Source organism: Cellulophaga sp. RHA19 (genome assembly GCF_002813425.1).
In the GTDB taxonomy this organism is placed as follows: Bacteria; Bacteroidota; Bacteroidia; order Flavobacteriales; family Flavobacteriaceae; genus Cellulophaga.
Window position 1 is genome coordinate 1,920,666 of record NZ_PHUL01000001.1, and the last position, 25,523, is coordinate 1,946,188.

General features: G+C 32.7%; 15 protein-coding genes. 14 read left to right on the forward strand and 1 reads right to left on the reverse strand.

Annotated features, from left to right (window positions below; all coding sequences use genetic code 11):
- Positions 1–15: 15 nt before the first annotated feature.
- Entirely contained in the window at positions 16–885 is an 870-nt protein-coding gene (locus AX016_RS08500) for an AraC family transcriptional regulator (protein ID WP_100895195.1), read from the reverse strand.
- Between the two features lie 224 nt (positions 886–1,109).
- Between AX016_RS08500 and AX016_RS08505 the strand changes: the two genes are divergently transcribed.
- The 14 genes from AX016_RS08505 (at position 1,110) to AX016_RS08570 (ending at position 25,519) form a co-directional block, all read left to right on the forward strand.
- Positions 1,110–4,364 (forward strand): DUF1553 domain-containing protein, encoded by a 3,255-nt coding sequence (locus AX016_RS08505; RefSeq protein ID WP_100895196.1) that lies wholly within the window; start codon positions 1,110–1,112, stop codon positions 4,362–4,364.
- 25 nt (positions 4,365–4,389) lie between these two features.
- A complete protein-coding gene (locus AX016_RS08510) occupies positions 4,390–5,904 on the forward strand; it encodes a DUF1501 domain-containing protein (protein WP_100895197.1) in 1,515 nt (504 codons plus the stop codon).
- A gap of 13 nt (positions 5,905–5,917) precedes the next feature.
- Entirely contained in the window at positions 5,918–7,024 is a 1,107-nt protein-coding gene (locus tag AX016_RS08515; protein WP_198519418.1) for a twin-arginine translocation signal domain-containing protein, read from the forward strand.
- 16 nt (positions 7,025–7,040) lie between these two features.
- Positions 7,041–8,429 carry a c-type cytochrome domain-containing protein gene (locus AX016_RS08520; protein ID WP_100895198.1) on the forward strand — a complete coding sequence of 463 codons (1,389 nt, stop codon included), beginning with the start codon at positions 7,041–7,043 and terminating at the stop codon, positions 8,427–8,429.
- A 22-nt stretch (positions 8,430–8,451) separates the two neighbouring features.
- On the forward strand, positions 8,452–9,942 hold the full coding sequence (locus AX016_RS08525) for an alpha-L-fucosidase (RefSeq protein ID WP_100895199.1): 1,491 nt from the start codon (positions 8,452–8,454) through the stop codon (positions 9,940–9,942).
- Positions 9,943–10,235: 293 nt separating this feature from the next.
- The gene (locus tag AX016_RS08530) at positions 10,236–13,370 is read left to right on the forward strand and encodes a SusC/RagA family TonB-linked outer membrane protein (protein ID WP_232732613.1); all 3,135 of its coding nucleotides are present in this window, start codon (positions 10,236–10,238) and stop codon (positions 13,368–13,370) included.
- Between the two features lie 17 nt (positions 13,371–13,387).
- A complete protein-coding gene (locus AX016_RS08535) occupies positions 13,388–15,190 on the forward strand; it encodes a RagB/SusD family nutrient uptake outer membrane protein (protein ID WP_100895201.1) in 1,803 nt (600 codons plus the stop codon).
- 11 nt (positions 15,191–15,201) lie between these two features.
- On the forward strand, positions 15,202–16,758 hold the full coding sequence (locus AX016_RS08540; RefSeq protein ID WP_100895202.1) for a hypothetical protein: 1,557 nt from the start codon (positions 15,202–15,204) through the stop codon (positions 16,756–16,758).
- A gap of 144 nt (positions 16,759–16,902) precedes the next feature.
- Complete coding sequence (locus AX016_RS08545; RefSeq protein ID WP_100895203.1) at positions 16,903–17,892, forward strand: beta-agarase; 990 nt, start codon at positions 16,903–16,905, stop codon at positions 17,890–17,892.
- Positions 17,893–18,014: 122 nt separating this feature from the next.
- On the forward strand, positions 18,015–19,676 hold the full coding sequence (locus AX016_RS08550) for a sulfatase family protein (protein WP_100895204.1): 1,662 nt from the start codon (positions 18,015–18,017) through the stop codon (positions 19,674–19,676).
- 34 nt (positions 19,677–19,710) lie between these two features.
- Positions 19,711–21,336 (forward strand): DUF5060 domain-containing protein, encoded by a 1,626-nt coding sequence (locus AX016_RS08555; RefSeq protein WP_100895205.1) that lies wholly within the window; start codon positions 19,711–19,713, stop codon positions 21,334–21,336.
- A gap of 114 nt (positions 21,337–21,450) precedes the next feature.
- A complete protein-coding gene (locus AX016_RS08560) occupies positions 21,451–22,995 on the forward strand; it encodes an alpha-L-fucosidase (RefSeq protein ID WP_100895206.1) in 1,545 nt (514 codons plus the stop codon).
- 81 nt (positions 22,996–23,076) lie between these two features.
- Positions 23,077–23,991, forward strand: coding sequence for a 3-keto-disaccharide hydrolase (locus tag AX016_RS08565; protein ID WP_100895207.1), 915 nt, complete (start codon positions 23,077–23,079; stop codon positions 23,989–23,991).
- A 193-nt stretch (positions 23,992–24,184) separates the two neighbouring features.
- Positions 24,185–25,519, forward strand: a complete 1,335-nt coding sequence (locus AX016_RS08570) for a family 43 glycosylhydrolase (RefSeq protein WP_100895208.1) — start codon at positions 24,185–24,187, stop codon at positions 25,517–25,519.
- Positions 25,520–25,523: the final 4 nt, after the last annotated feature.

Below are 25,523 nucleotides of genomic sequence, written 5' to 3' on the forward strand. Positions count from 1 at the left end.
AAATAAGTTTTACCTTTAAATATTCACCTGCTCCTTTCTAAAAGAAGCAGGTGTTTTTTCGGTATGCTTTTTAAATGACCTAGAGAAATAAGATACATTTTCAAAACCAACTTTTTGTGCTATTTCCTCTAAAGAGTCTTTTGTTGTTAGTAATAGTAATTGTGCGCGTTCAATTCTTTTAGATTGTATGTATTTATTGGGTCTTAATCCGTAGGTATTTAAAAATAATTTAGAAAAGTAATCTGTACTGTAGTGGCAAGTATTAGCAAGTTCTTCTATAGTAATGGGTAGGTGTAGATTTTTATTAATGTAATTTAAAATCTGATTTAAATTAGAATTAGATAAATTAATTTCTTTGGGGAGTTTTTTATTAGTTATAAAATTAGATAATAAGGTTGTTAAAATTCCTTGTGTTTCTAAAAACTCTTGAGTACTTAAATTCTCATTTTGCTTAATAAAATCTTGTAGTGTAGGTCTATTATCGTATGTTTTTGGGTCACTATTTTTAATTTCTCTGTTAGCATTTAATATAGTTAACCTTTTAAAGTAATATAGACATTGCTCACTTGCTTTAATTTCGTATTCAAAATTTTTAAAATTATATATAGATAAGCCACTATTAATTTCTTCTAAAAAACTAATATAATATTGTTCATGATAATCATCACAGATATACCTAGCATACGTAAAACTAGGTATTAAATACATGTATCCTGGTTTTAAGTGGTATACATTATCGTTATGGTATACTCTAGCAGTTCCTTTAGTAATGTAATACATTCTTGTAAAAGGGCTAATAACGTTGTCAAAATCCCATGAAGTACCTAGTTTGGCATACCCTGTATTAAGTAAGGTTAACCTTAAAGATTGTAGAATTTCTATCATAATTAGTTTTTGCTTTTTTTAAATAGCTGATTATGTATTTTTTATAAACTAGACTCTTATCTAGACAAACAGCTTACACCACTACTAAAATATAAAATATTAATAGATTATAATACTAGATAAAAACTCAACATAACGGAAAAGTATATTTTATAGACTGATTTGGTCATTTATATAGAGGTAAGTTATTTTATTTTTGATTCGTTATTAAATTATCAATTTTTATGTTAAAAATTAAGATACCGTTAATTTTAGGATTTGTTTTTTTGTTAATCTGTTCTTGTGGAGGTCCAGACCTACCAGAACTGGTTGCGGTTGAATATGATAAACTACCAGAGAAAGTAGATTTTAATGAACATGTAAAACCAATTTTGTCTGATAAGTGCTACTTATGTCACGGTCCAGATAAAGGAAATATTAAAGGAGGTTTACAATTACATGATGCAAGTTTTGCATATGCAGAGTTGCCAGAGTCTCCAGGGAAATTTGCAATTACACCAGGTAATTTAAAAAAGAGTGAGTTTTTTCATCGTATAATGTCTGATGATCCAGATTTAATAATGCCAGCACCAAGCTCACATTTAACATTAACAGATTATGAAAAAGCAGTTTTAATTAGGTGGATAGAAGAAGGAGCAGAGTATAAAAAACATTGGGCTTTTTTAACCCCAGAGAAACATAAAATTCCTAAAATAGAAAATAAAGACTTAGGTGGTAATGAAATAGATAATTTTGTGTTAGCAAAATTAAAAGAAGTAAACTTAACACCATCCAAAAAAGCAGATAAAGAAATATTATTACGTAGGGCTTCTTTTGATTTAATTGGCTTACCACCAACACAACAAGAAATAACAGACTTTTTAAAAGACAATTCTTCTAATGCTTTTGAAAAACAAATAGATAGGCTATTGGCATCTCCTCATTTTGGCGAACAAATGACATTAGATTGGATGGATGTTTCCCGATATGCAGACACGCACGGTTATAGTAATGATAAATACAGAGATACCTCGCCGTGGAGAGATTGGGTTATTAAATCTTTTAATGAAAATATGCCATATGATGAGTTTTTAACTTGGCAATTGGCAGGAGATCTATTTAAAAATCCAACCAGAGAGCAAAAATTAGCTACTGCTTTTAATAGGTTGCATCCACAAAATTTAGAAGGTGGTATTATAGATGAAGAATTTAGATCTGAGTACGTTGCAGATAGGACAGCAACAGTAACACAAGGTATGTTGGGATTATCTTATGCATGTGCTAAATGTCATGATCATAAATATGACCCTATTTCTCAAAAAAACTATTACGAAATGTATAGCTTTTTTAATAATGTAGATGAAACCGGACTAATACCTTGGGATTTAGCAACTCCTGTTCCTGCAATGATGCTACCAACTAAAGAACAAGAAGGTGTAATAGCTTATTTAGAAAAAATTGTTAACGATGCAGAAGAAAAAGTAAAAACCACTAAAAAAGTTGAGGTTAGCAAAGCAGATAAATGGCTTGCTACCAATGCGTATAAAAAAGTGCCGTTAACTGCAAAACCTAAAGGATTAATTGCTTCTTTTAATTTTGATAATAAAAAAATAATAAATGCAGTTGGTGGTAACGGAAAAAATAACATAAGAATGCGTCAGCAATTTGTTGATAATGAAAAACCAGTATTTGGAGAAGGAGCTAGTGGAGATGGCCTTGTAATGAATGGTGATACTTGGTTAGATTTAGATAAAATAGGTATTTTTCAAAGAAACCAACCTTTTAGCATAGGTATAAAAGTGTTTATTCCAAAAGAACTAAAAGATGGGGTAATTTTTCATAAAATGAATAGCCCTGAGTTGCATAGTTTTAGAGGGTATCATTTAAAAATAAAGGATAATAAGTTAGAAGCTTTACTAGCACATGTATATCCAGATAATGCAATTGTTGTAGAGTCATTAAACAATGTTCCTAAAGATAAATGGGTGCAGTTAACTATGACATATGATGGTTCTAGTAAAGCAAAAGGAGTAGCTATTTATGTAGACGGGGAAAAGCAACAAACTAAAGCTGTTTTTGATAATTTGTATAAAGACATCATTTTTCATGAAATAAGGTTGTATGGTCCTAAAAGTGAAAAATTAGAACCTGGTTTACGTATAGGTGCAGTCTGGAGAGGAAAGGGTATTAAAGATGCTATTATTGATGACTTTTTAGTTTTTAACAAAGAGTTAAGTGAAATAGAAGTAATGCAAATTGCAAATCCTGATGCTTTAGAGAACATTAAAGAAAAAAGTGTTGAAAATTTATCTGATAAGGAAAAACAAAAGTTTATAGAGTATTATTTATCAGCCAACTCATTAGCCTATAATAATGTTCTTAAAAAGTTAGAAAAAGATAGGCTAGCTTTAGTAGATAGTATAGACCCTATTAAGCAAATTATGGTTATGAAAGAGAGTAAGCATAATAGGCAAACCTACATTCTAGATCGTGGAAATTATGATTCGCCAACAGATTCTGTTTTTCCAAATGTACCCGAGGATATTTTTGCTTGGAAAAAAGAGTGGCCAAAAAATAGACTTGGCTTAGCCAAATGGATAACGCATAAAAACAACCCGCTTACTTCTAGAGTTACTGTTAATAGATATTGGCAAAACCTTTTTGGGAATGGTCTTGTAGTTAGTTCAGAAGATTTTGGTAATCAAGGTAATTTACCAACTCATCCTAAATTATTAGACTGGTTAGCAATTCGTTTTACAGAATCTGGATGGGATGTTAAAGCGTTATTAAAAACAATAATGATGTCTAATACATACCAACAAAGCTCTGTAATAAGTAAAGAGCTTTTAGCTGTAGACGTAGATAATAAATGGTTGTCTCGTGGTCCGTCAACAAGACTTTCAGGAGAAATGCTGCGCGATAATGCGTTGTATGCTTCTGGTTTATTAAATGAAAAAGTAGGTGGAGAAAGTGTAAAACCATACCAGCCAGAGGGTTTATGGGAGGTAAATGGAGATACATATACACAAGATGGAGAAGAAGGTTTGTATAGGCGAAGTATGTATACCATTTGGAAAAGAACAGTTCCTAACCCAACCATTGCAACTTTTGATGCTCCTACAAGAGATTTATGCTCATCTAGAAGGCAAAAAACAAATACTCCTTTGCAGGCATTAGTAATTTTAAATGACCCTACATACATAGAAGCTTCAAGGGTTTTAGGTAAGTTGATGTCTAAGGAAAAAGATATAACTTCTGGTATTAATATGGCATTTATAAGATTAACCGGTAGAAACGCAACAAAAAAGGAATTAAGCTTACTACAAAAATTACAAGAAAATGAATATCAAAAATTTAGTAGCAACACTGCCAAAACTTTAGGTTGGTTAAATACAGGAGCCTTTAAGTTAAATGAGAATGATAATAAAGCATTAATTGCAGCAAATGCAGTAGTAGCAAGTACTATTATGAATGCAGATGCTACCATAACAAAAAGATAAATATTAACCTTAAAAGAATAAGAATATGTGTAATAATCATCACCATAAATTAAGGTCTAATAATAAAGATTTACAAGAAATTGAAAAGCAAGTAGACCGTAGAGACTTTTTAAAGAAAACATCTTTAGGAATAGGTGCTTTAGCATTGGGTAGCTTATTGGGTGCAGATAAAATGTTTGCTTCCTTAAATAAAAATAGCACTCCAGAAGAAATATTAAGTACCTATAACAAAAACAGATTAGGTTTGCCACACCATTTGCCAAAGGCAAAGAGAATCATTTATCTGTTTCAGAGTGGAGGTCCTTCACAAATGGATTTGTTTGATTATAAACCAAAACTGTCAGATATGTTTGGTAAAGAGTTGCCAGATTCTATTATGAGTGGTCAACGCTTAACAGGTATGAGTGGTAACCAAAGTACATTGCCCATTGCACCTTCTACATTTAATTTTAAACAATACGGAGAGTCTAGAGCGTGGGTTAGTGACGCTATGCCTTATTTGTCTGAAGTTGTAGACGACTTATGTTTTATTAAAGGGATGCAAACAGATCAAATAAACCATACGCCTGCTATTACTTTTATGCAAACGGGTAACCAATTACCTGGCAGACCATCTATTGGTTCATGGCTAAGTTATGGTCTAGGATCAGATAATGAAAACCTACCTACATTTATAACTTTGGTTTCTAAAAACGGAAAAGGACAGCCTTTAAAATCTAGTTTATGGGGTAATGGCTTTTTACCAACAGAGCACCAAGGTGTACAGTTTAGATCTGGTAAAGATCCTGTGTTGTATTTAAGCGATCCAGAAAATTACGATGGTAAAGATCGTAGACATATGTTAGATTATTTAGGTGATTTAAATGACTTGCAAAAAGATGCTTACGGCGACCCAGAAATTCAAGCAAGAATGTCTCAGTATGAAATGGCTTTTAAAATGCAAACTTCAGTACCAGAAGTTTCAGATTTATCAGACGAGTCAGACAGTACTTTTGAAATGTATGGTAAAGATAGTAGAGATCCAGGGACGTATGCAGCAAACTGTTTAATGGCAAGGAAACTGTTAGAAAAAGGAGTAAAGTTTGTGCAGTTGTATCACCAAGGATGGGATCAGCATAACTATTGTCCAGGAGGAGTTAAAAGTCAGTCTAAAAAAACAGACCAACCAACAGCAGCTCTAATAAAAGATTTAAAACAACGCGGAATGTTAGATGATACGTTGGTAGTATGGGGAGGCGAGTTTGGCCGTACAGTATATTCTCAAGGGCAATTAACAAAAGAAAATTATGGTAGAGACCACCACCCAAAAGCATTTACAATGTGGATGGCAGGTGCTGGTGTAAAACCAGGTTTTTCATACGGAGAAACAGATGATTTTAGTTACAACGTAGTAAAAGATCCTGTGCATGTACATGATTTTCACGCAACACTTTTACACTTATTTGGTGTAGACCATGAACGTTTAACATTTAAGCATCAGGGCAGACGCTATCGTTTAACAGACGTACACGGTAATGTTGTTAAAGACCTATTAACTTAAACCAAACAAAAAAATGTCAACCAGAAGAAATTTTATAAAAAACACAGCTATAGCAAGTGCCGTAGTTGCAGCTACACCTACTATGGGTTTTTCAATACTTAAAAAAAGTAAACCAGAGCAAACTATTTTAGGTCACGGAGATTATACCTATAAAGTGCATAATAATTGGGCACAGATAAGTGCAGTGCACAACCCATTGCTTAACTGCCATGAAATGGAAATGGATAGTAAAGGTAGACTTATAATGATTGGTGACCATACCAAAAATAATATTGTAATTTTTGATAAGTCTGGTAAGGTTTTAGATGCTTGGGGAACAGCTTATCCGGGTGGTCATGGGCTTACTATATCTAATGAAGGTGGTGAAGATTTTCTTTTTTTAGCAGATTCTGGTTGGTACTTAAACAAAACAGGAAAATGGATAAAGCACAATGGTAGAATAACAAAAACGACTACAGATGGTAAAGTTCTTTTTGATATTGGTCATCCGCAAACTATAGGTGTATATGAGCCAGGTGAAAATTTTTGTCCTACAGAAATAGCCATAGGTCCTAACGGAGATATTTATGTGGCAGATGGGTACGGACAAGATTATATTTTACAATACAATTACAAAGGAGAGTTTATTAGGCGTTGGGGAGGTCATAACAACACCAATACAGATTATAATTTGCAAAATGCACATGGTGTAGCTATAGATTATAGAGATAAAAACAAACCAATGGTGGTTTGTACATCTAGGAACGAGCAGTGTTTTAAATGGTTTACCTTAAATGGTGTATATGTTAAAACATTAAAACTACCTAATATGCAGGTGTGCAGACCTGTTTTTGATGATACTAATTTATATGCTGGTGTTTGCTGGTCACAACCAAAAGTTGGTAAAACTAATTGGAAAGATCACACTGGTTTTGTTACTATTTTAGAGAACGATAAAGTAGTTTCTAATCCTGGAGGTACAGAGCCAGAATACATAAAAGGAGAACTTCAAAAATCATATCAACTAAAAAACAAACCAATTTTACACGGTCATGATGTGTGCGTAGACGAAGATAAAAACCTCTACATATGTCAATGGAATGCAAATAAAACGGCTCCAATAAAATTAGAGCGCGTTTAAAAATTAAAAAATAAAAATGGAAAATAGTGTCCCAGATTTTGTATTGTTTTTAGGTAGGTTTCATCCGCTTGTGGTGCATTTGCCTATTGGTTTTTTATTATTTGCCTTTATACTTGAGGTTTTTAGTAGAGTTAAAAAAAATCCTGTTTTAACAGCAGGTATACCGTTAGCATTACTTCTTGGAGGAATAAGTGCTTTGGTTGCTTGTATTTTAGGGTATATGTTATCATTAAGTGGAGATTATGATGAAAATGCTTTAGATGCTCACTTTTGGTTTGGAGTAGCAACAACAGCATTGGCTTTTTTAGCTTGGTTAATTAGGATTGAAAAAATAAAATTATCAAACTATAAAAAAATACAACCCAATATAGCAGCACTTACGTTGCTTGTTATTGTTATAAGTGTAACGGGTCATTATGGAGGTAACCTTACCCATGGAAGTGATTATTTGGTAAAATATGCACCATTTAATACCAATGAAAAAACAGAATTAGCAGCAGTTACTAAGGTAGAAGATGCTGAGGTTTATGGCCATTTAGTAGCACCAATTTTAGAGAATAAATGTATTAGTTGTCATAACGATAGTAAAAAAAAGGGAGGATTATCTTTGGTAGATAGTTTGTCTATGCACAGCGGTGGTAAAAATGGGGCTATTTTGGTTCCGGGTAATGCAGATGCGTCTGAGTTGGTAAAAAGGGTTTTATTGGATCCTCACAGTGAAGATTTTATGCCACCAGAAGGCAAAACTCCTTTAACTGAAGAAGAAATAGCAATTGTAACATACTGGATAAATAGTTCTAATGCAGGTTTTAAAACTAAAGTTGCAAATGTAAAAACCCCAGATAATATTACAGCAATAGCAAGTACAATGCTAGGTTTTAGTGCTGCTACTAATAATACAGAGGCTTTACCAACGGTAGGTAAAGTTAGTAGTGAGTTAATATCTAGTATAGAAAAAGAAGGTTTTAAAATTAGAGAACTGGTTTTTGAGTCTAATTTGTTTGAAGTAGTATTGGCCCCAAATACAGTAGTAGCCGGACAAGAAAATGAGTTGAAAGAAAAACTAGAAAAGCTACTGCCTATTAAAGAGAATATAATATGGCTATCTTTAGAAAATAATCAAGTAACAGACGAAAGTGTTAAGATTATAAGTAAAATTACTAATATCCAAAAACTGAAACTCAGTGGTAACCCAATATCAGATAATGCTATTACTCATCTTTTAGAATTAAAAAATATGACCAGTGTAAACTTATTTGGTACTAAAATTACCTCTAAAAGCTTAGAGGTATTTTCTAAAATGGAAAATTTAAAATTTGCTTATGTTTGGCAAACTAGTATAGAGCAGAAAGATTTAGAAAAATATGACGCAGCAGAAATCCCTAAAATAGTTATAGGACTATAACACCAAGGAATTGCAACCTACTATGAAAAAAATAATATTACTAAGTGCTTATTTGGTTTTACTACTTATGGGGTGTACGTCTCAGAAAATAAAAACTGAGCTTCCAAAAACTAATTATAAATATACTGCAGATTGGGAATCACTACAAAAATATAAGGTTCCAGAGTGGTACAAAGATTTAAAATTTGGAATATATTTTCATTGGGGACCATACACTGTACCTGCATATATGAATGAATGGTACTCTAGGTGGATGTACGTAGATGGACATCCGATAAATAAATATCATAAAAAAACATATGGTAGCTTAGATGCTTTTGGTTATAAAGACTTTATACCAATGTTTAAAGCAGAAAAGTTTAATGCAGATGCTTGGGCAGATTTATTTGTAAATGCAGGCGCACAATTTGCAGGGCCAATTGCAGAACACGCAGATGGTTTTGCAATGTGGGATAGTAAGTTAACCACTTGGGATGCCAAAGATAAAGGTCCAAAAATAGATGTTGTTGGGGCTATGGAAAAAGCCATAAAAACACGTGGTTTAAAATTTATAACAACTTATCACCGCCACTGGTTATATGCCTGGTACCCAACTTGGGATAAAAATACAGATGCTTATACTACCAATTTTAGTGGTTTATACGGACCCAAAGTTCCTAAAGGAACTTTTGTAATGGCAAATAAACCAACAAATCCGTTACCAGATAATGATTTTAATAAAGAGTGGTTAAATAGGTTAACAGAGTTAACAACTAAATACGATCCGGACATTGTATGGTTTGATAATAAAATGGACATTATTGATGAAGATTATAGAAAACAATTTTTAGCAAACTTTTATAACCAAGGATTAAAAAATAACAAGGAAGTTGTTGTAACCTATAAATTTAAAGATTTAGCAGTAGGCTCTGCAGTATTAGACTTAGAAAGGTCTAGAATGAGTAAAAAAAAAGATTTTACTTGGCTAACAGATGACTCTATAGATTGGAAATCTTGGAGTAATGTTCAAAATCCTAATTACAAAACAACTAACAGACTTGTAGATTTTTTAGTTGATGTGGTGAGTAAAAATGGTGCAGTTTTATTAAATATTACACCAACAGCAGAAGGAGAAATTCCTGCAGAGGTTAAAGAACGTTTGTTACAAATGGGAGCTTGGTTAAAAGTTAACGGAGAAGCTATATATGGTACAAGAACTTGGGATATATATGGCGAAGGGCCTGCAGAAGTTGTAGAGGGACACTTAAGTGAACATAAAAATAAAGACAATACAGAAAAAGACATTCGTTTTACAACAAAAGACGATGTATTATACGCTACAGTTTTGGATTGGCCAAAGGATGAGGTTGTTATAAAATCTTTATCAAATAAAAAGCAAAAAATAAAACAGATACAACTTTTAGGTAGCACAGAAGATATTAGTTGGGAGCAAACGGCAATGGGTTTGGTAATACAACCATTAAAAAACAAAGTAGGTAACTATGCCTTTGTTTACAAAATAGAATTCTATTAAAAAAACTCACTTTTTACAAAAACCGCTATTAATTCTACTTAAGTTTTATGGTGGTTTTTTGTTAGATTATCAATTTAAATAAAAATTAACTTAATTTTTTTAAATTGACATTCTAAGTCTTGTTTTATTGTCAAAATAATATAACATCAACCATTTTGCTACCTTCAGGACGTTTTAGTTAACACTTTTTTAAGATTTTATACATATGTTTTACTTAAAAAAACATTTGTTACTACGCTTAAAGTAAATAAAATCAACATTTGTGTAACTAAACTTAAAAAACAATTATGGAAATGAAATTCAATTTACTTGTTAAGTCTAGACATAAAGCTTTTTTAACTATTCTTTTTTTTGTTATAGGCTTTGGTTTGGTTCAAGCGCAAACAAAAAGCGTAAAAGGTAGTGTTACCGGAGACGGTGAACCGCTTTTAGGAGTAAGTGTGGTTGTTAAAGGAACTACTAATGGTGTAGTTACAGATTTTGATGGCAATTACGAAATAAAGGCAGAACCTAATAGTGTACTAATATTTAGTTACATAGGTTATTTAGCACAAGAACTTAAAGTAGGTTCAAAAACCACCATTAACGTTGCTATGAAAGAAGACATAGAGGCGTTAAAAGAAGTGGTAGTTATTGGCTATGGTGTACAAAAGAAAAGAGAAGTAACAGGAGCTGTTGCACAAGTACAGGCAGAAGATATAGAAAAAATATCTACATCAGACGTTGGTAGTGCACTGCAAGGGCAAATTGCAGGTGTAAATGTAACCTCTAGTAGTGGACAACCAGGGTCAGATGCTGTAATACTTATTCGTGGTATTAACTCTGTTTTTGGAAGTAATTCACCATTGTATGTTGTAGATGGTATACCACAAGATGGTAACCCGCAATTAAGTGTAGCAGAGATAGAGACAATAGATGTACTTAAAGATGCAGCTTCTGCCGCAATTTATGGTACAAGAGGTTCTGCTGGTGTAATTTTAATTACAACAAAATCTGGTAAAGTTGGTAAAATGGATATTGGTATTACCAGCTATATGGGAGCACAAGATATAGTATCTAGTGTGCCTTTAATGAATTTTGAAGATTCTATGTACAGTCAGTTTGTAAGGTTAAATAATATTAACGGCACTTTTCCCAATAACTCTTTTACAACACTAGAGCAAAACCGTTATGATTTTACCAATAACACTAACTTAATGGATATTCTTCAGAATGATATGGCTTTAATTCAAAATCATAATCTTAATATCTCTGGAGGTAAAGAAGGGTTACGCTTTAATGTATCTGTAAATTATTTTGATCAAGAAGGTTCTTTAATCAACTCAGGTCTAGAAAGATTAAATGTAAGAGCAAATACAACATACAAAAAGGGCAAATGGACATTTACAACTGGTATAGGTTTAAGAACTGATGAGCAAGAGTATACACCATGGCAAATACTATTAGATGGGTATAGGTACAAACCTTATCAGCAGCTTATAGACCCTAGTGCACCAACGGTAGATGATAGTGCAGGTGCACCAAATAGTAATGACGCAACTAACTTAAGTTTTTTAATGTCAAAGCTTAAGCAGTCTGATGTTAGAAATGGAGATAATTTTGATGCTCGTATGCAAATAGATCATCAACTACTTTCTAGTGTAAAACTTACAACAAGAGCTTCAATAAGCAGAACTAACAATACACGTGTTAGAATTAATCCTTTATTTACAGCATATTCTGTAGAGGGAGATTTAATTCCTCAACAAGTAAGATCTGGTGTGTATAACCAAAGTGATAGATCTACTAGTGCAACTATAGATGGTATAGCAACTTTTAATAAAACATATGGAGACCACCATGTAACTTTAGTAGGAGCATTAAGTGCAGAAAAATACACTTACGATTCTTTCTTTGCTCAAAAGTTTGATCTTTTTAATAATGAAGTTACCAACTTAAATGGTGCAACTTTAGATGCTAATGTAGGAACGGGTAACGGTTATGGGCAAGATAGAACCAATACGTTAATTGGTATGCTTGGACGTTTACAGTATGATTATAAAGGTAAATATTTAATAAGCGCCAGTTTAAGGCGAGATGGTACTAGTCGTTTTTCTGAAGAAAATAGATGGATATATGCCCCTTCTGCATCTGCAGCTTGGATTGTATCAGACGAAGAAGGATGGGATAAAGTTTTTGGAAAAACTTTCAATTTCTTTAAAATGAGATTTAGTTATGGTACAACTGGTAACCAAAGTATTTTAGATTATAGTACAGCACCAACTATAGGGTTAGGACATGATTATGTTTTTGGTACGGGATCAAATCAGGTATTGGTTTTAGGAGCTATACAAGAAGCATTTAAAAACCCTAAAGCAAAATGGGAGAAGAAAATAGAGAAGAACTTTGGTATGGAGTTCGGTTTCTTTAATAATAAACTTACCCTAACTAGTGAGGTTTATGACGGGTCTAGAACAAATATGCTGTTTCCTGTTATTTTACCACCAACTGTTGGTGGAGGTAACAACTCTAGCGTAATATTAAATGTTGGCGATATGCGTAACTATGGTACAGAATGGAGTGCTAGTTACAAACACAAAGGAAAGTTTAGTTGGAACGTTTCAGCTAACTATTCTAAAAATGAAAATAGAATAACAAGAATGAGTGATTCTAATAAGTTTTCATTTTTAGGAGGTAGTCAAGTAGCTCCAGGTTTACCAGGAGAAGATTTAGTAACAGCTCTTAGAGAAGGGTATGAAGCTGGTGCATTCTTTTTAGTAGAAACAGATGGACTGGTAACAACACAAGCAGAATTAGATGAGTACAGACAGTTAGATCCTACTGCAAATTTAGGAGATCTTAGGTATGTAGATCAGCCAACAGTAGATACCAATAACGACGGTATAGCCGATGCTGGAGATGGAGAAATTACATTAGATGATAGAGTCTATAAAGGTAGTGGAGCTCCAGAGTATGAGTTAGGTTTAAACCTAAATGCTAACTATAAAAATATAGATTTTTCTATGAATTGGTATGCAGCAATAGGAGGAGAAATTATTAATGGTAGTAAGGCATACGCATATAAGCAAGGTACGCACCAAGACTTAGTTCATCAATGGACACTTTCAAATCCAACTTCAACTGTTCCTGCAGACAGAGGCAGAGATCATTTTAATTATAGAGGATATACAGATTACTGGCTACAAGACGGAAGTTTTGGAAGATTAAGAAATGTAACTCTAGGGTATACTTTACCTAAAAAATTAAATGAAAAGCTTAATATTAATAAATTAAGATTTTACATAGCAGCAGATAACCTATTAACTATTACAGGTTATGATGGTTTTGATCCAGAAATTGGAAATGACGGATTAAGTACTCGTGGTATTGATGCAGGTGTTTATCCAATAAGCACACAGTACAGAGCTGGTATTGAATTTAAATTTTAATAAAAAAAGAACTAGAAATGAAAAAATTAATAGTTAACAAAATAGCTGTTGCTTTACTGTGTGTTATATGCAGTACAGCATGTTCAGATGATTATTTAGAAGAAACCAATCCTAATGAGCTATCTACAGGTAGTTTCTGGAAAAATAATGTAGATCTTAATGGAGGTTTAACTGCTGTATATAACGCTTTTAAAAATACAAGTATTTTTAATGTAGTATCAGACAATCATAGATCAGATATGAGTTGGCCAGGATTTGGTAGGCCAAACACGCAAAATTCATTTTATCTGCAAACTTTTAATGATGCAGAAAATGATATTAGAAATAAATGGTCTGCAACTTATACTGTTATTTTTAGATCAAACCAAGTTATCTCAAACGGAGAAAGGTTAATAGCAACCTATAAGGACCAAGATAAAATAGATTTTGCAACACAAATTATTGCTCAAGCTAAATTTTTTAGAGGCATATCTTACAGTTACTTATACAATATGTATAATCAAGGTAGTGTACCAATTTTTGATTTTGTTCCAGAAGCAGAAAGTGATTTTTACCAACCATTAAGCTCTGCAAGTGAGGTTAAAGCTTTTTACTTAGCAGACTTAGAATTTGCGTATGAAAATTTACCTCCAGTCTGGGATGGTAACTCTAATATTGGTCGTGTAACTGCAGCTGCAGCAGCGGCAGAACTAGGAAGAAGTTATTTGTATGAAGAAGATTATACAGCAGCAGAAGTTTATTTTAACGATATTATAACTAACGGAGAATACGGTAGAGCCCTTGTAGATAACATAGGAGATAATTTTTCTGAAGCTGGTGAGTTTAATTCAGAATCTATTTTAGAGGTTAGCTACTCTATTAACTTTAAATCAGAGTTAAACCCTTATGATAGTCAAAACGTATCTAATGTTTTAAGTAGAATATTTGCACCAGGAAATTTAGGAGGTTATAGAGCTTCTATGCCAAGTGCATGGTTGCAATTGGCTTATAAAAATGAGGAATTAGATATGAGTGACCCAAGAAATTTTGTCCCTTGTGAAGACGGTGAAGAAGGTTGTGATCCTGTTACTTTAATGAGACCAAGGTCTTACTCACTGCGTGCATCTTATTCTATTGCGGTGGTAGATGATATGGATACTCCTTATTACGGAGGTTTATCTACAGCAGACGCAACTGTATTTAATAATAAAGAAACAGCTTATTTTAGAAAATACACAAATTGGGCAACTGTAAATACAGAGAGTGATATTGTACCTAATACACGTTCTGGCTTAAACATACGTTTGGTACGTTTAGCAGATGTTTATTTAATGTTGGCAGAGTGTTTAATTAAAGGAGGTACAGATGACGCAGGAGTAGAACAAGCTATGACTTTAGTAAACGAGGTAAGACACCGTTCTGCCTTAAAACTAATAGGCCCTAATGGTTCTGGTACATATCCAGGAGCAGATCATGATGATATTGCGTATGATGCAAAAACTTTAATGGAGCATTTAATGTATGTAGAAAGACCATTAGAGTTATCTGAAGAAGGACATGCAACTCGTTTCTTAGATTTAAGACGTTGGGGAGTTTTAAAAGAACGTTTCCAAGATTTAAGTCAAAGAAGATATTGGGCAGATAATTATCCTTTTATAGACAAAGAAGGTAAACCTTTAACAAGATGGGGTTCTATATTAAAAGAAGGAGAAAGTCCTATTGCTAATGGTTTTACATTTATAGATTACGCACAAGCTGCAGTAAATTATAATGAGAGTGTACACGGATATTATCCTATACCAAATAGTGAAGTTACTGCTAATCCAAATTTGAATAACTAAAAAAAGATATTATGAATAATAGATTAATTTTAATAGCATTAATTATATCGCTTATCACAGCGTGTAATAGTGATGATTATGATGCTCCTAATTCGTTCTCAGATGTATCTTGGTATACAAGTGGTTTTAGAGATACTATAGTTAGTGTTAGTGTAAATGATTTTGCTTCATTTTCAGATTTATCTCAAGGAGAAATATCACATAAATGGACAATAGAGCAAGGAAGTGCTTTTTTAAAAGGGCCAATAACCCGTAAAGATTCTATTTATGATGAGTTTATTATTAAGCCACAGTCTTTAGAAAGTAAAGATAAAACAGTACATATTTTATTTACAGAAGGTGGTTTAAAAAAGGTAAATCTTTATAATGAGTTTAAAGAATACGTAGAATTTAAAGGGGCAGATGGTTTTGTTTTTCCAGCAAAAGAAGTAGGTAACAAATGGGTTATAGATACTACTTTTGTGGTAGATGTTTATGATACCATTGTACCGCAAATACTAATTCGTCAAAACGGCGTAGTTGTTCCTCATGAGTTAGAGAGTGATGTAATTACCGTAGAAGCAGGGTCAGAATTAGAGTTTGTAGATGTTACAACTATTGGTCGTCCTAATACAAGGTCATGGCAAATAGGAGATATCACAAGCACAGATTCTCTTGCAGTTGTACAATTAAATCAATTAGGATCTTTTAAAGCATCTTTAAATATTAGTAGGCAAGGAGAAACTATACCTGCAGATTATGACAGATATAATATTGCAGCTACAATAAACGTGGTGCCATCATCATTACCTTTTGAGGTTGCTGGTGATTTGGTAGAGTTAGAAAACCAAACTATACAAATACCATATAATGGAGAATTTAAACCTTTTGCAGATCAGAAATCCTTTTTTACTGTAAATGTAAATGGCTCACCTTTTACAATTTCAACAATTAGTTTAAACTCTTCTAATGCTACTATTTTAGAAATAAAACTACAGGATCCAATATACAGATCTGATGATATTACAATTTCTTATGATGGTAACGGAACTTTAGAGTCTACAGATACTCGTATACCAGCAGCGTTTACAGATTTGCCTGTTCAAATGTACCAACATGAAGCAGTACGTTATGACATTGAAGATGGTGGAGTAAACTGGACAACTAAAGATGATAATTTACCAACTACAACTGTAGCGCCATCAACAGAACAAGCTGCTAGTGGTCAATACAGTATAAAAGTAGATGCAGCACAATCTGGTGCTTGGTCTGGGTTTCATAATATTGTAGACCAATATTCATTAACAGCAGGGGTAACTTATCAGTTAGAATATAAAATATATAAGCAAGCCGGTGCAGTAATAAATATGAATGGACCTTGGATACAGAAAGACGGAGAAACTGCATTTCAGTTTTGGAATAACGTAGTTGCCACAGCGGCAGAAGATACTTGGGTTACTGTAAGTCCTGCTCAAAGGTTTACTGCAGGTACTACAGCTAGTGATTATGAAATATATTTAAGACACAATGGTATGGGTGTTATATATTTTGATGATATTAGAATTATGGAAGTAGATGAAAGACCATAAAAAATAATTTATTAAAAATAAGGCTCTGCTCTACAAAGTAGGGCCTTTTTTATGCTTAAAAAAGGGCGTTGTCTATTTTTTGTACAGTTTTTTTTTGTGTAAAAACCACAAGCATTCTACAATTTTGGCTAAAACTAATTTACAATGATAAAATTTAAAGCAACAATACTCTTCTTATTTTTTTATGTGGTTTCATGTAGCAATAGCAGCTCTATAGATAAAGCAGAAGATGAGCAGGTAGTAGAAAATCCAGATAACCCCGTAGAAGAAGCTGAAGAAGAACCAGAAGTAACTTGGCAAACCATACCAGTACCTGCAGATGCAGGAGAAGGTAATGTTTGGGAGTTTCAAGAGACATCAGATAATTTTGATTATGAAGCACCTGCAGATAATAAAGGAGCAGATTTTGATGCTAAATGGACAGATTTTTACCATAACCAATGGGCAGGACCAGGATTAACTGAATGGAAAAGAGACCACTCTTTAGTAAAAGATGGTTACTTGCAAATGGTAGCTAGTAGGGTGCCAAACTCAAACAAAATTCATTTAGGTTGTATAACCTCAAAAGAACAAGTAATTTACCCAGTGTACATAGAGGCAAATGTAAAAATTGCAAATACTACATTAGCATCAGATGTTTGGCTTTTAAGCTCAGATGATACACAGGAGATAGATATTGTAGAGGCTTACGGAGCTAGTTACTCAGAGTTAGCACAGGCAGATCAAACTTGGTATGCAGAGCGTATTCATTTAAGCCATCATATGTTTATTAGAGAACCTTTTCAAGATTACCAACCAACAGATGCAGGTAGTTGGTACAAAGATGAGGTTGGTACGTTGTGGAGAGAAGATTTTTATAGAGTAGGTGTGTACTGGAGAGATCCTTTTCATTTAGAATATTATATAAACGGAAAATTGGTAAGAACAACTTCTGGTGAAGATATGATAGACCCTAATAATTTTGCAGAGGGCAAAGGTTTAAGTAAACCAATGGATATTATAATTAATGCAGAAGATCAAACATGGAGATCCGATAAAAACATTACACCATCTGATACAGAATTGGCTAATAAAGAGAACAATACTTTTAAAGTAGATTGGATTCGTATTTTTAAACCAGTTAAAGCAGATTAAATGTATTAATCATATGTTTTATTCATAAAATCATATGTTATTATTTATTACTAAAAAAAATGTAACTTTTGTAAAGCGCTTTAATTAGCGCTTTTATTTTATCAAACTAAAACCTACTAACAATGTTTAAAAAGCTATTTTGTTTTTCAATATTTATAGCAACTATTATTTCTTGTAGCGAAAAAGAAAAAATAGCTATAGAAACCAAAAAACCAAACATAATATATATTATGGCAGATGACCATACTTCACAAGCTTTTGGTATTTATAACAGTAGGTTGGCTAGTTTAAACCCAACACCTAACTTAGATAAAATTGCTAATGAAGGTATTATTTTTGATAATTGTTTTGTTACAAATTCTATTTGTACTCCAAGTAGAGCAACTATGATTACAGGACAATATAGTCAGGCAAATGGTGTACTAGATTTAGAAGGTCACATACCGCCAGAAAGGCAATATTTACCACAAGAAATGAAAAAGTTAGGGTATGAGGCTGCAGTGGTTGGCAAATGGCATTTAGAAGATGAGCCTGCTACTTTTGATTATTATGCGGTATTGCCAGGACAAGGTAAATACCATAATCCAGAATTTATAGTACAAGGAGACCAAGAGTGGCCAAAAAACAGAATACAAACAAAAGGACATTCTAGTGATAATATTACAGATTTAACTATTGCTTGGTTAAAAGATAAGCGAAACAAGGACAAACCATTTTTTTTAATGCATCATTACAAAGCACCTCATGACGATTTTGAGTATGCGCCTCGTTATAAAGATTATTTAAAAAATACATATATTCCAGAACCTGCAAGTTTATATGAAAATGGTAATAACGGTTCTATAGCTACCAGAGGGGCAAATGACTCTCTTTTGCGTGTAGTTGGCTCATCAGTATCTAAAAGAAATATTGTTAGGAGTATGGGAATGAGAATTTGGTCTGATGAGTACACAAAAATATCTAACCCAGAGTTTGATGCAGCAAAAAGTATTTCTTTGGATATTACGGATAAAGAATATACACATAAAACGTACCAAGAATACTTAAAAAGGTATCTACGTTGTGTAAAAGGGGTAGATGATAATGTAGCCAGATTGGTTAAATTTTTAAAGGAAGAAGGTTTGTATGATAATACCATAATTGTGTACACAGGTGACCAAGGTTTTATGCTGGGAGAACATGATTATATTGATAAAAGATGGATGTATGAAGAGTCAATGCGTATGCCATTTTTTGTACGTTATCCAGAAAAAATAAAGGCAGGTACCAGAACAGATGCTATAATTAACAATGCAGATTTTGCGCCTACTTTAATAGACTTGGCAGGCGGTACAGCTCCAGAACAAATGCAAGGAAATAGTTTTAAAACAATTTTAGAAACAGGTAAAGAGCCAAAAGGTTGGCAACAATCTACCTATTATAGGTATTGGATGCATATGGCACATGCACACGCAAATCCTGCTCACTTTGGTATTAGAACAAAACAATATAAACTAATATTTTTTTATGGTAAATATTGGGTAGACACCAAAGACCCTAACGCAACATGGAACAAAAAAAGTTGGGGTAATAAGTTTGATATGGATACACCAGCTGCTTGGGAGTTTTATGATTTAAGTAAAGATCCTAAAGAAATGAATAATGCCTATAATGACCCTGCCTATAAAGACATAATTAAAGAACTTAAAAAGCAGTTAAAAACCAAGCGTAAAAGTTTAAATGAGGAAGATGGTAGTAAGTTTCCGCACATACAAAAAGTGATAGATGAACACTGGAATGACTAATAATTAAAATGATGAACATACAAAAAACACTGTTATGCAAAATGTATTAAGGCTTTTAATAGTTGTTAGTTTGTTAACTTTTACAACAGCAACTGGTCAACTTAAAAAAGAAAACTATACGTATAACACTGTTTTTAATATTCCAAAGTGGGAGGTTTTAGATATTACATTTACAGTAAACAAAAAAATATCAACTCCTTATACCGCTAATTTTTATGCTGTTTTTACCCATACAAATGGTACTGTACAACAAGTACCTGGCTTTTACAATGGTAATAAAGAGTGGGTAATTAGATTTTCTAGCTCGTTAAAAGGTAATTGGAGTTTTACAACCAAAGGAGACATAAAACAAATAAGTAATAAAACAGGAAAGGTGTCTGTTTCTGATGCAGTAGGCAATAACCACGGAGGTATAATAGTGCATAAAAATGATCCTCAAAATTTTTATTATGAAGATGGTACTCCTTACTTTTTACTAGCTTTTGAGTGTGACTGGCTTTATGCTTTAGATTATCATGATAAAAATGGGACTCCAAAGACAAACCATCTTTTAGATCTTTTAAGTAAAAACGGATTTAACCAAGTGGTTATGAATGTGTTTTCTTATGATGTAAGTTGGAAAAAGGATGACAAGTTAAAAGAGTATCCAAAGCATGAATTTGGTGGTCCAAAAGATATTTTTCCTTTTTTAGGAAATAATGAAGCGCCTAATTATACATCTTTAAACCCTGATTTTTTTAAAAAACTAGACCGTACAATTAGTTTAATGCATGACAAGCGTATAGCAGCCCATTTAATGATTTATGTATGGAATAAACTAGTTGCTTGGCCAGATATGAATACAGCAGCAGATAATATGTATTTTGATTATGTGATAAAACGCTACCAAGCATTTCCTAATATTGTTTGGGATATATCTAAAGAAGCATTGTATTATGGCAGAGCAGATGAAGATTATATTCATGGAAGAATAGATAGGTTAAAAGCAAATGACAAATACAACAGGTTGGTGTCTGTACATGATTATAAATACTGTTCTAATTTTCCAGACAAGGTAGATTTTATTTCTTCCCAAAATTGGTCGCACAATATTTACAACAAAATGTTAGAGGCCAAAACAAAATTTAAAAACAAACCCATATTTAATATAGAACACGGGGGTTATGAAGAATCTCCGTATACTGTTTTTACAGGAGACTATACCAATGCAGAAACCTGTTTACGTCGTAATTATATGTGTTTGTTTGCAGGTGTTTATACAACGTATTACTGGCAAGGAACCTCATGGAATGTAATTATTTATAACCCTTTTGAGCAACCTAAAGAGTTTTATAGGCCAAAGTTTATATACTTTAATCATATGCAAAAACTGTTTAGTAAGTTTCAGTTTCATAAAATGAAACCAACTCCTTGGCACAACGGTAGTGGTTATAACTTAACAGATGATAAAGGCACTGTTTTGTTATATATACACAAAGAAAACTACGGCATAGATGCTGCATTTTTAAAAAAGAAAGAAGAAAGTAGAACCGTACAATGGTTTAATACATTGACAGGTGAGTTTACAAAAGAAATAATTATAGATAAACCGGGCAAATTCAGGTCTCCGTGGGCAGGAGAAGCAGATTGTATACTAATTTCTAGGCTTAAAAAGGTGTAAAAACTACGAATTAGACATTTGGTCTACTATAAAAAACATACGTTTTAATGCTTTTAGCAGGATAATTGGAATTTCGCTATAGATAATTAGAACAACCTTTAAGATCTATTGACTATGAAATATAGAAAATATAAAGTACTTAGCTTTTTTATTGTTTCCTTAGCTATTTTGTCTTGTGCAGACAAAAAGGAAAAGAAAGAAGTAGCCCAAGAAACAAAACCTGTTTACGAGGCAAATTGGGAATCTATAAAAAAGAATTACAAAGACCCAACTTGGTTTAATGAAAAGAAATTTGGAATTTTTATTCATTGGGGACCCTATTCTGTACCAGAATATTCATCAGAGTGGTACCCTCGTAAAATGTATATGGATACGGCTACTTTTTCTGCACAATTAAAACCAGGTCAAAAAGGTCCTTCAGATGTATATTTACATCATAAAAAAGAGTGGGGAGACCAAAAAGAATTTGGTTACAAAGACTTTATCCCTATGTTCAAGGGAGAAAATTTTAATGCAAACGAATGGATAGATTTGTTTAAAAAATCTGGAGCTAAATATGTAATTCCAGTAGCAGAACATCATGATGGTTTTGCAATGTATAAATCTAATGTTACTCGTTGGAATGCTGTAGATATGGGACCTAAAAGAGATATTTTAGGGGAATTATTTAAGGCAGGAAGACAAAAAGGGATGATTATGGGTGCATCTTCTCATTTTGCTTTTAATTGGTCATTTTTTAATAAAAAAGATCATTTTGATACTACAGATCCTGCGTATGCAGATTTATACTCTACTAAGGGTAAAAATTTAAAGGAGCCAGTATCTAAAGAATTTAAAGAAATATGGTGGGCAAGAACCAAAGATATTATAGATAGTTACCAACCAGATATTATGTGGTTCGATTTTTATTTAGATATTCCAGATTTTGCAGATCAAAGACCAAAATTAGCAGCCTATTACTATAATAAAGGAATAGAGTGGGGAAAAGAAGTTGTGTTACAAGACAAAAACTTTTCGCACGAAGCTTTTCCAGAGGGCACTGTTATTTATGACTTAGAACGAGGAAAACTTCCAGGTATAAGAAAATTGCCTTGGCAAACAGATACTTCTATAGGCAAAAACTCATGGAGTTATGTTTCTAACTGGGAGTCTAAAACAGCAAATCAGATAGTAGATGATTTGGTAGATATTGTTAGTAAAAATGGTAATCTTTTATTAAATGTTGGTCCAAAATCAGATGGTACTATACCAGAAGATCAAAAAGAAATATTATTACAAATAGGAGATTGGTTGGCAGTAAATGGAGAAGCTATTTATGATACCAAATATTGGAAAACATTTGGAGAAGGACCTACAGAAGTAAAAAAGGGTCATCACTCTGAAGGCAATAATAAAGACTTATCCTCTAAAGATATTAGGTTTACAACAAAAGAAAATAAGCTTTATGCTATTGTATTGGCTTGGCCTAAAGATGGTATTGTAACCATAGAGTCTTTAGCTAAAGAAGCTACTTATGCTAAGGATCTAAATATTACAAATGCAAGAGTATTGGGTAGTAAAGAAAAAATAAAGTGGAGCCAAGAAGAAGGTGGCTTAAAGGTTATTATGCCTAAAGAAAAACCAGGTGACTTTGCATACGTTATTGAGTTAGAAATGTAGTTAAATTGTTTGAAGTAAGAGAGAGCCAAGGTTTTATAACTATATAATCTTGGCTTTTTTAATTTTAAAAGTTTTTTTAGTATGATGATACAGTGTTTTAAAAAAGTAACTTTTTATGTATTGATAACAAGCATTTTTATGTGTTTGTTTTTAAGTTGTAAAAGTGCAGATGTAACTAGAAATACTAATTCTTCAACTATTTATTTGTTTGATGAAAATTTATCTAATTGGGAAATTTGGATGGGTGCTGTTCACAAATCTGTAGATTTAGATGTAGAGAAGTTTACAGATGTAAAAACAGGCAAACCACTTGGTTTAAATAACGATCCAAAAAATGTGTTTTCAATCATAAAAGAAAATAATATTCCTGTTTTAAAAATTACAGGTGAAATTTATGGTGGTCTAACAACAAAAGAAGATTATGGTAATTACCATTTAAGCGTGCAATTTAGATGGGGAGAAAAAAAGTGGGAGCCTAGGTTGTACACAAAAAGAGATAGTGGAATTTTATACCATGCTAAAGGTCCGCATGGGGCTTTTTGGAATGTTTGGATGTCTAGTTTAGAGTTTCAGGTACAAGAAGAAGATTGTGGAGATTTTATTGCTTTAACAGATGTTTTTGGAGATGTGCCTGCAGAAAAAAAGTATGCAAAAAACGGAAATTCATTTTTTGAGTATAATCCTAAAGCTAATTTGGTTCCATTAAAATGGGGTGCTGGTTTTGAGTCTGGTCAAGCAAGTAAATCTGGTTTATACGAAAACCCAAATGGTGAATGGAATACATTAGAAATTTATTGTTTAGGGGCAGAAAGTATACATCTTGTAAACGGTGAAGTTGTAAACAGGGTAAAAAATGCCCGTTATTTAAAAAATGGTATTGTTACACCTGTAACCCAAGGAAAAATACAAATACAGTCTGAGGCTGCAGAAGTATATTACAAAGATTTAAAAATTACACCAATAACAAGCTTTCCGGAGGTTTATAAACAGCAATAAATAGGTTAAACACATAAGTAGTAGTTTCTAAAACATATGTGCTTTTGTGTCTAGTTTACAAGCAATAATTTTGGTAGAGTTGCAATGCCTGTACTTAAACAGTTTTAGTCAATAAAAACCTCTAGTTTACTTTCAATACTTTTATTTCTACTATATACTAACAGAAAATCAATTAAATCAACTATAAATAATTATGAAGCACATTCTATTAACCCTGAGTTTTTTAGCATCAATACATATATCTTACGCACAAAACCCTTTGGTAACAGATATATTTACAGCAGACCCAACTGCTCGTGTTTTTAATGGTAAATTATACGTTTACCCTTCTCATGATATTGTGCCAGAAGAAGGAGTACAAGCGCCAGATTTTTGTATGCCAGATTATCATATGTATTCTTTGGAAGGGGGTAATACTTGGAAAGATTATGGTGTTGTTTTAGATCAGAATAATGTTCCTTGGGGAGAGAAAAATTCTTACGGTATGTGGGCTCCAGATTGTATAAAAAAAGGAGATACATATTACTATTATTATCCTGCAGCACCAATAGATAAATCATCTTTTAGACGTATTGGAGTAGGTACATCTAAGAGTCCTACTGGCCCTTTTAAATGGGAAAAAAAGTATATAAAAGATGTTGAAGGGATAGATCCCGGATTATTGTTAGATGATAATGGCAAAGCGTATTTGTATTTTGGAGGAGGAGAAAAACTATTTGTAGCACCTTTAAAAGATAATATGAAAGAAGTTGCTGCAAAACCTATAAAAGTAGAAGGTTTACCAGCAGGTTATAAAGAAGGTTCTTTTCCTATAAAAGTAAACGGAATGTATTATTTAACTTTTGCACATGTATTTGCAAACGAAGGGTATACAATTGCTTATGCTACAAGTGATAATCCTTTAGGGCCATTTGTTTACAGAGGAAAAATTATGGATAATCTAGGTAATGGAACCAATCACCATTCTATTGTAAATTACAAAGGAAAATGGATATTGTTTTACCATTGGTGGGAAATTAGTGGTTATAATAAATTAAGATCTATGCGCGCAGATTACATGACATTTAAAGAAGATGGAACCATAGCTCGTGTAAAACCTACATTAAGAGGTATAGGAGCACCGACTATAGGGGAAAAAATACAAGTAGACAGGTACAGTAGTATTAGTGGAGCAACAACCAACTTTGTTGGTGGTAATGAGCCAATAGGCTGGATGGTTACAGAAACCAAAATGATGGGTAACGTAAGTTTTAATAATGTAGATTTTGCAAATGGTACAGCTAAAAAAATAGTTGCCCGTGTTGCAAGCGGACAAAGAATAGGTACTATGGAGGTACGTTTAGGTAATCCTAAAGGAGATTTAATTGCAGAGTTTCCTGTAAAATATACAGGAGGTTGGAACAATTGGGAAACTATAGAAACAGATTTGTTAAAAAGCGTTTCTGGAATGCAGAATATTGTAGTTGTTTTTAAATCTGTTTGGGGAGCAGACAAAATTTTAAATCTAAATTGGTTAATGTTAAAATAAACAA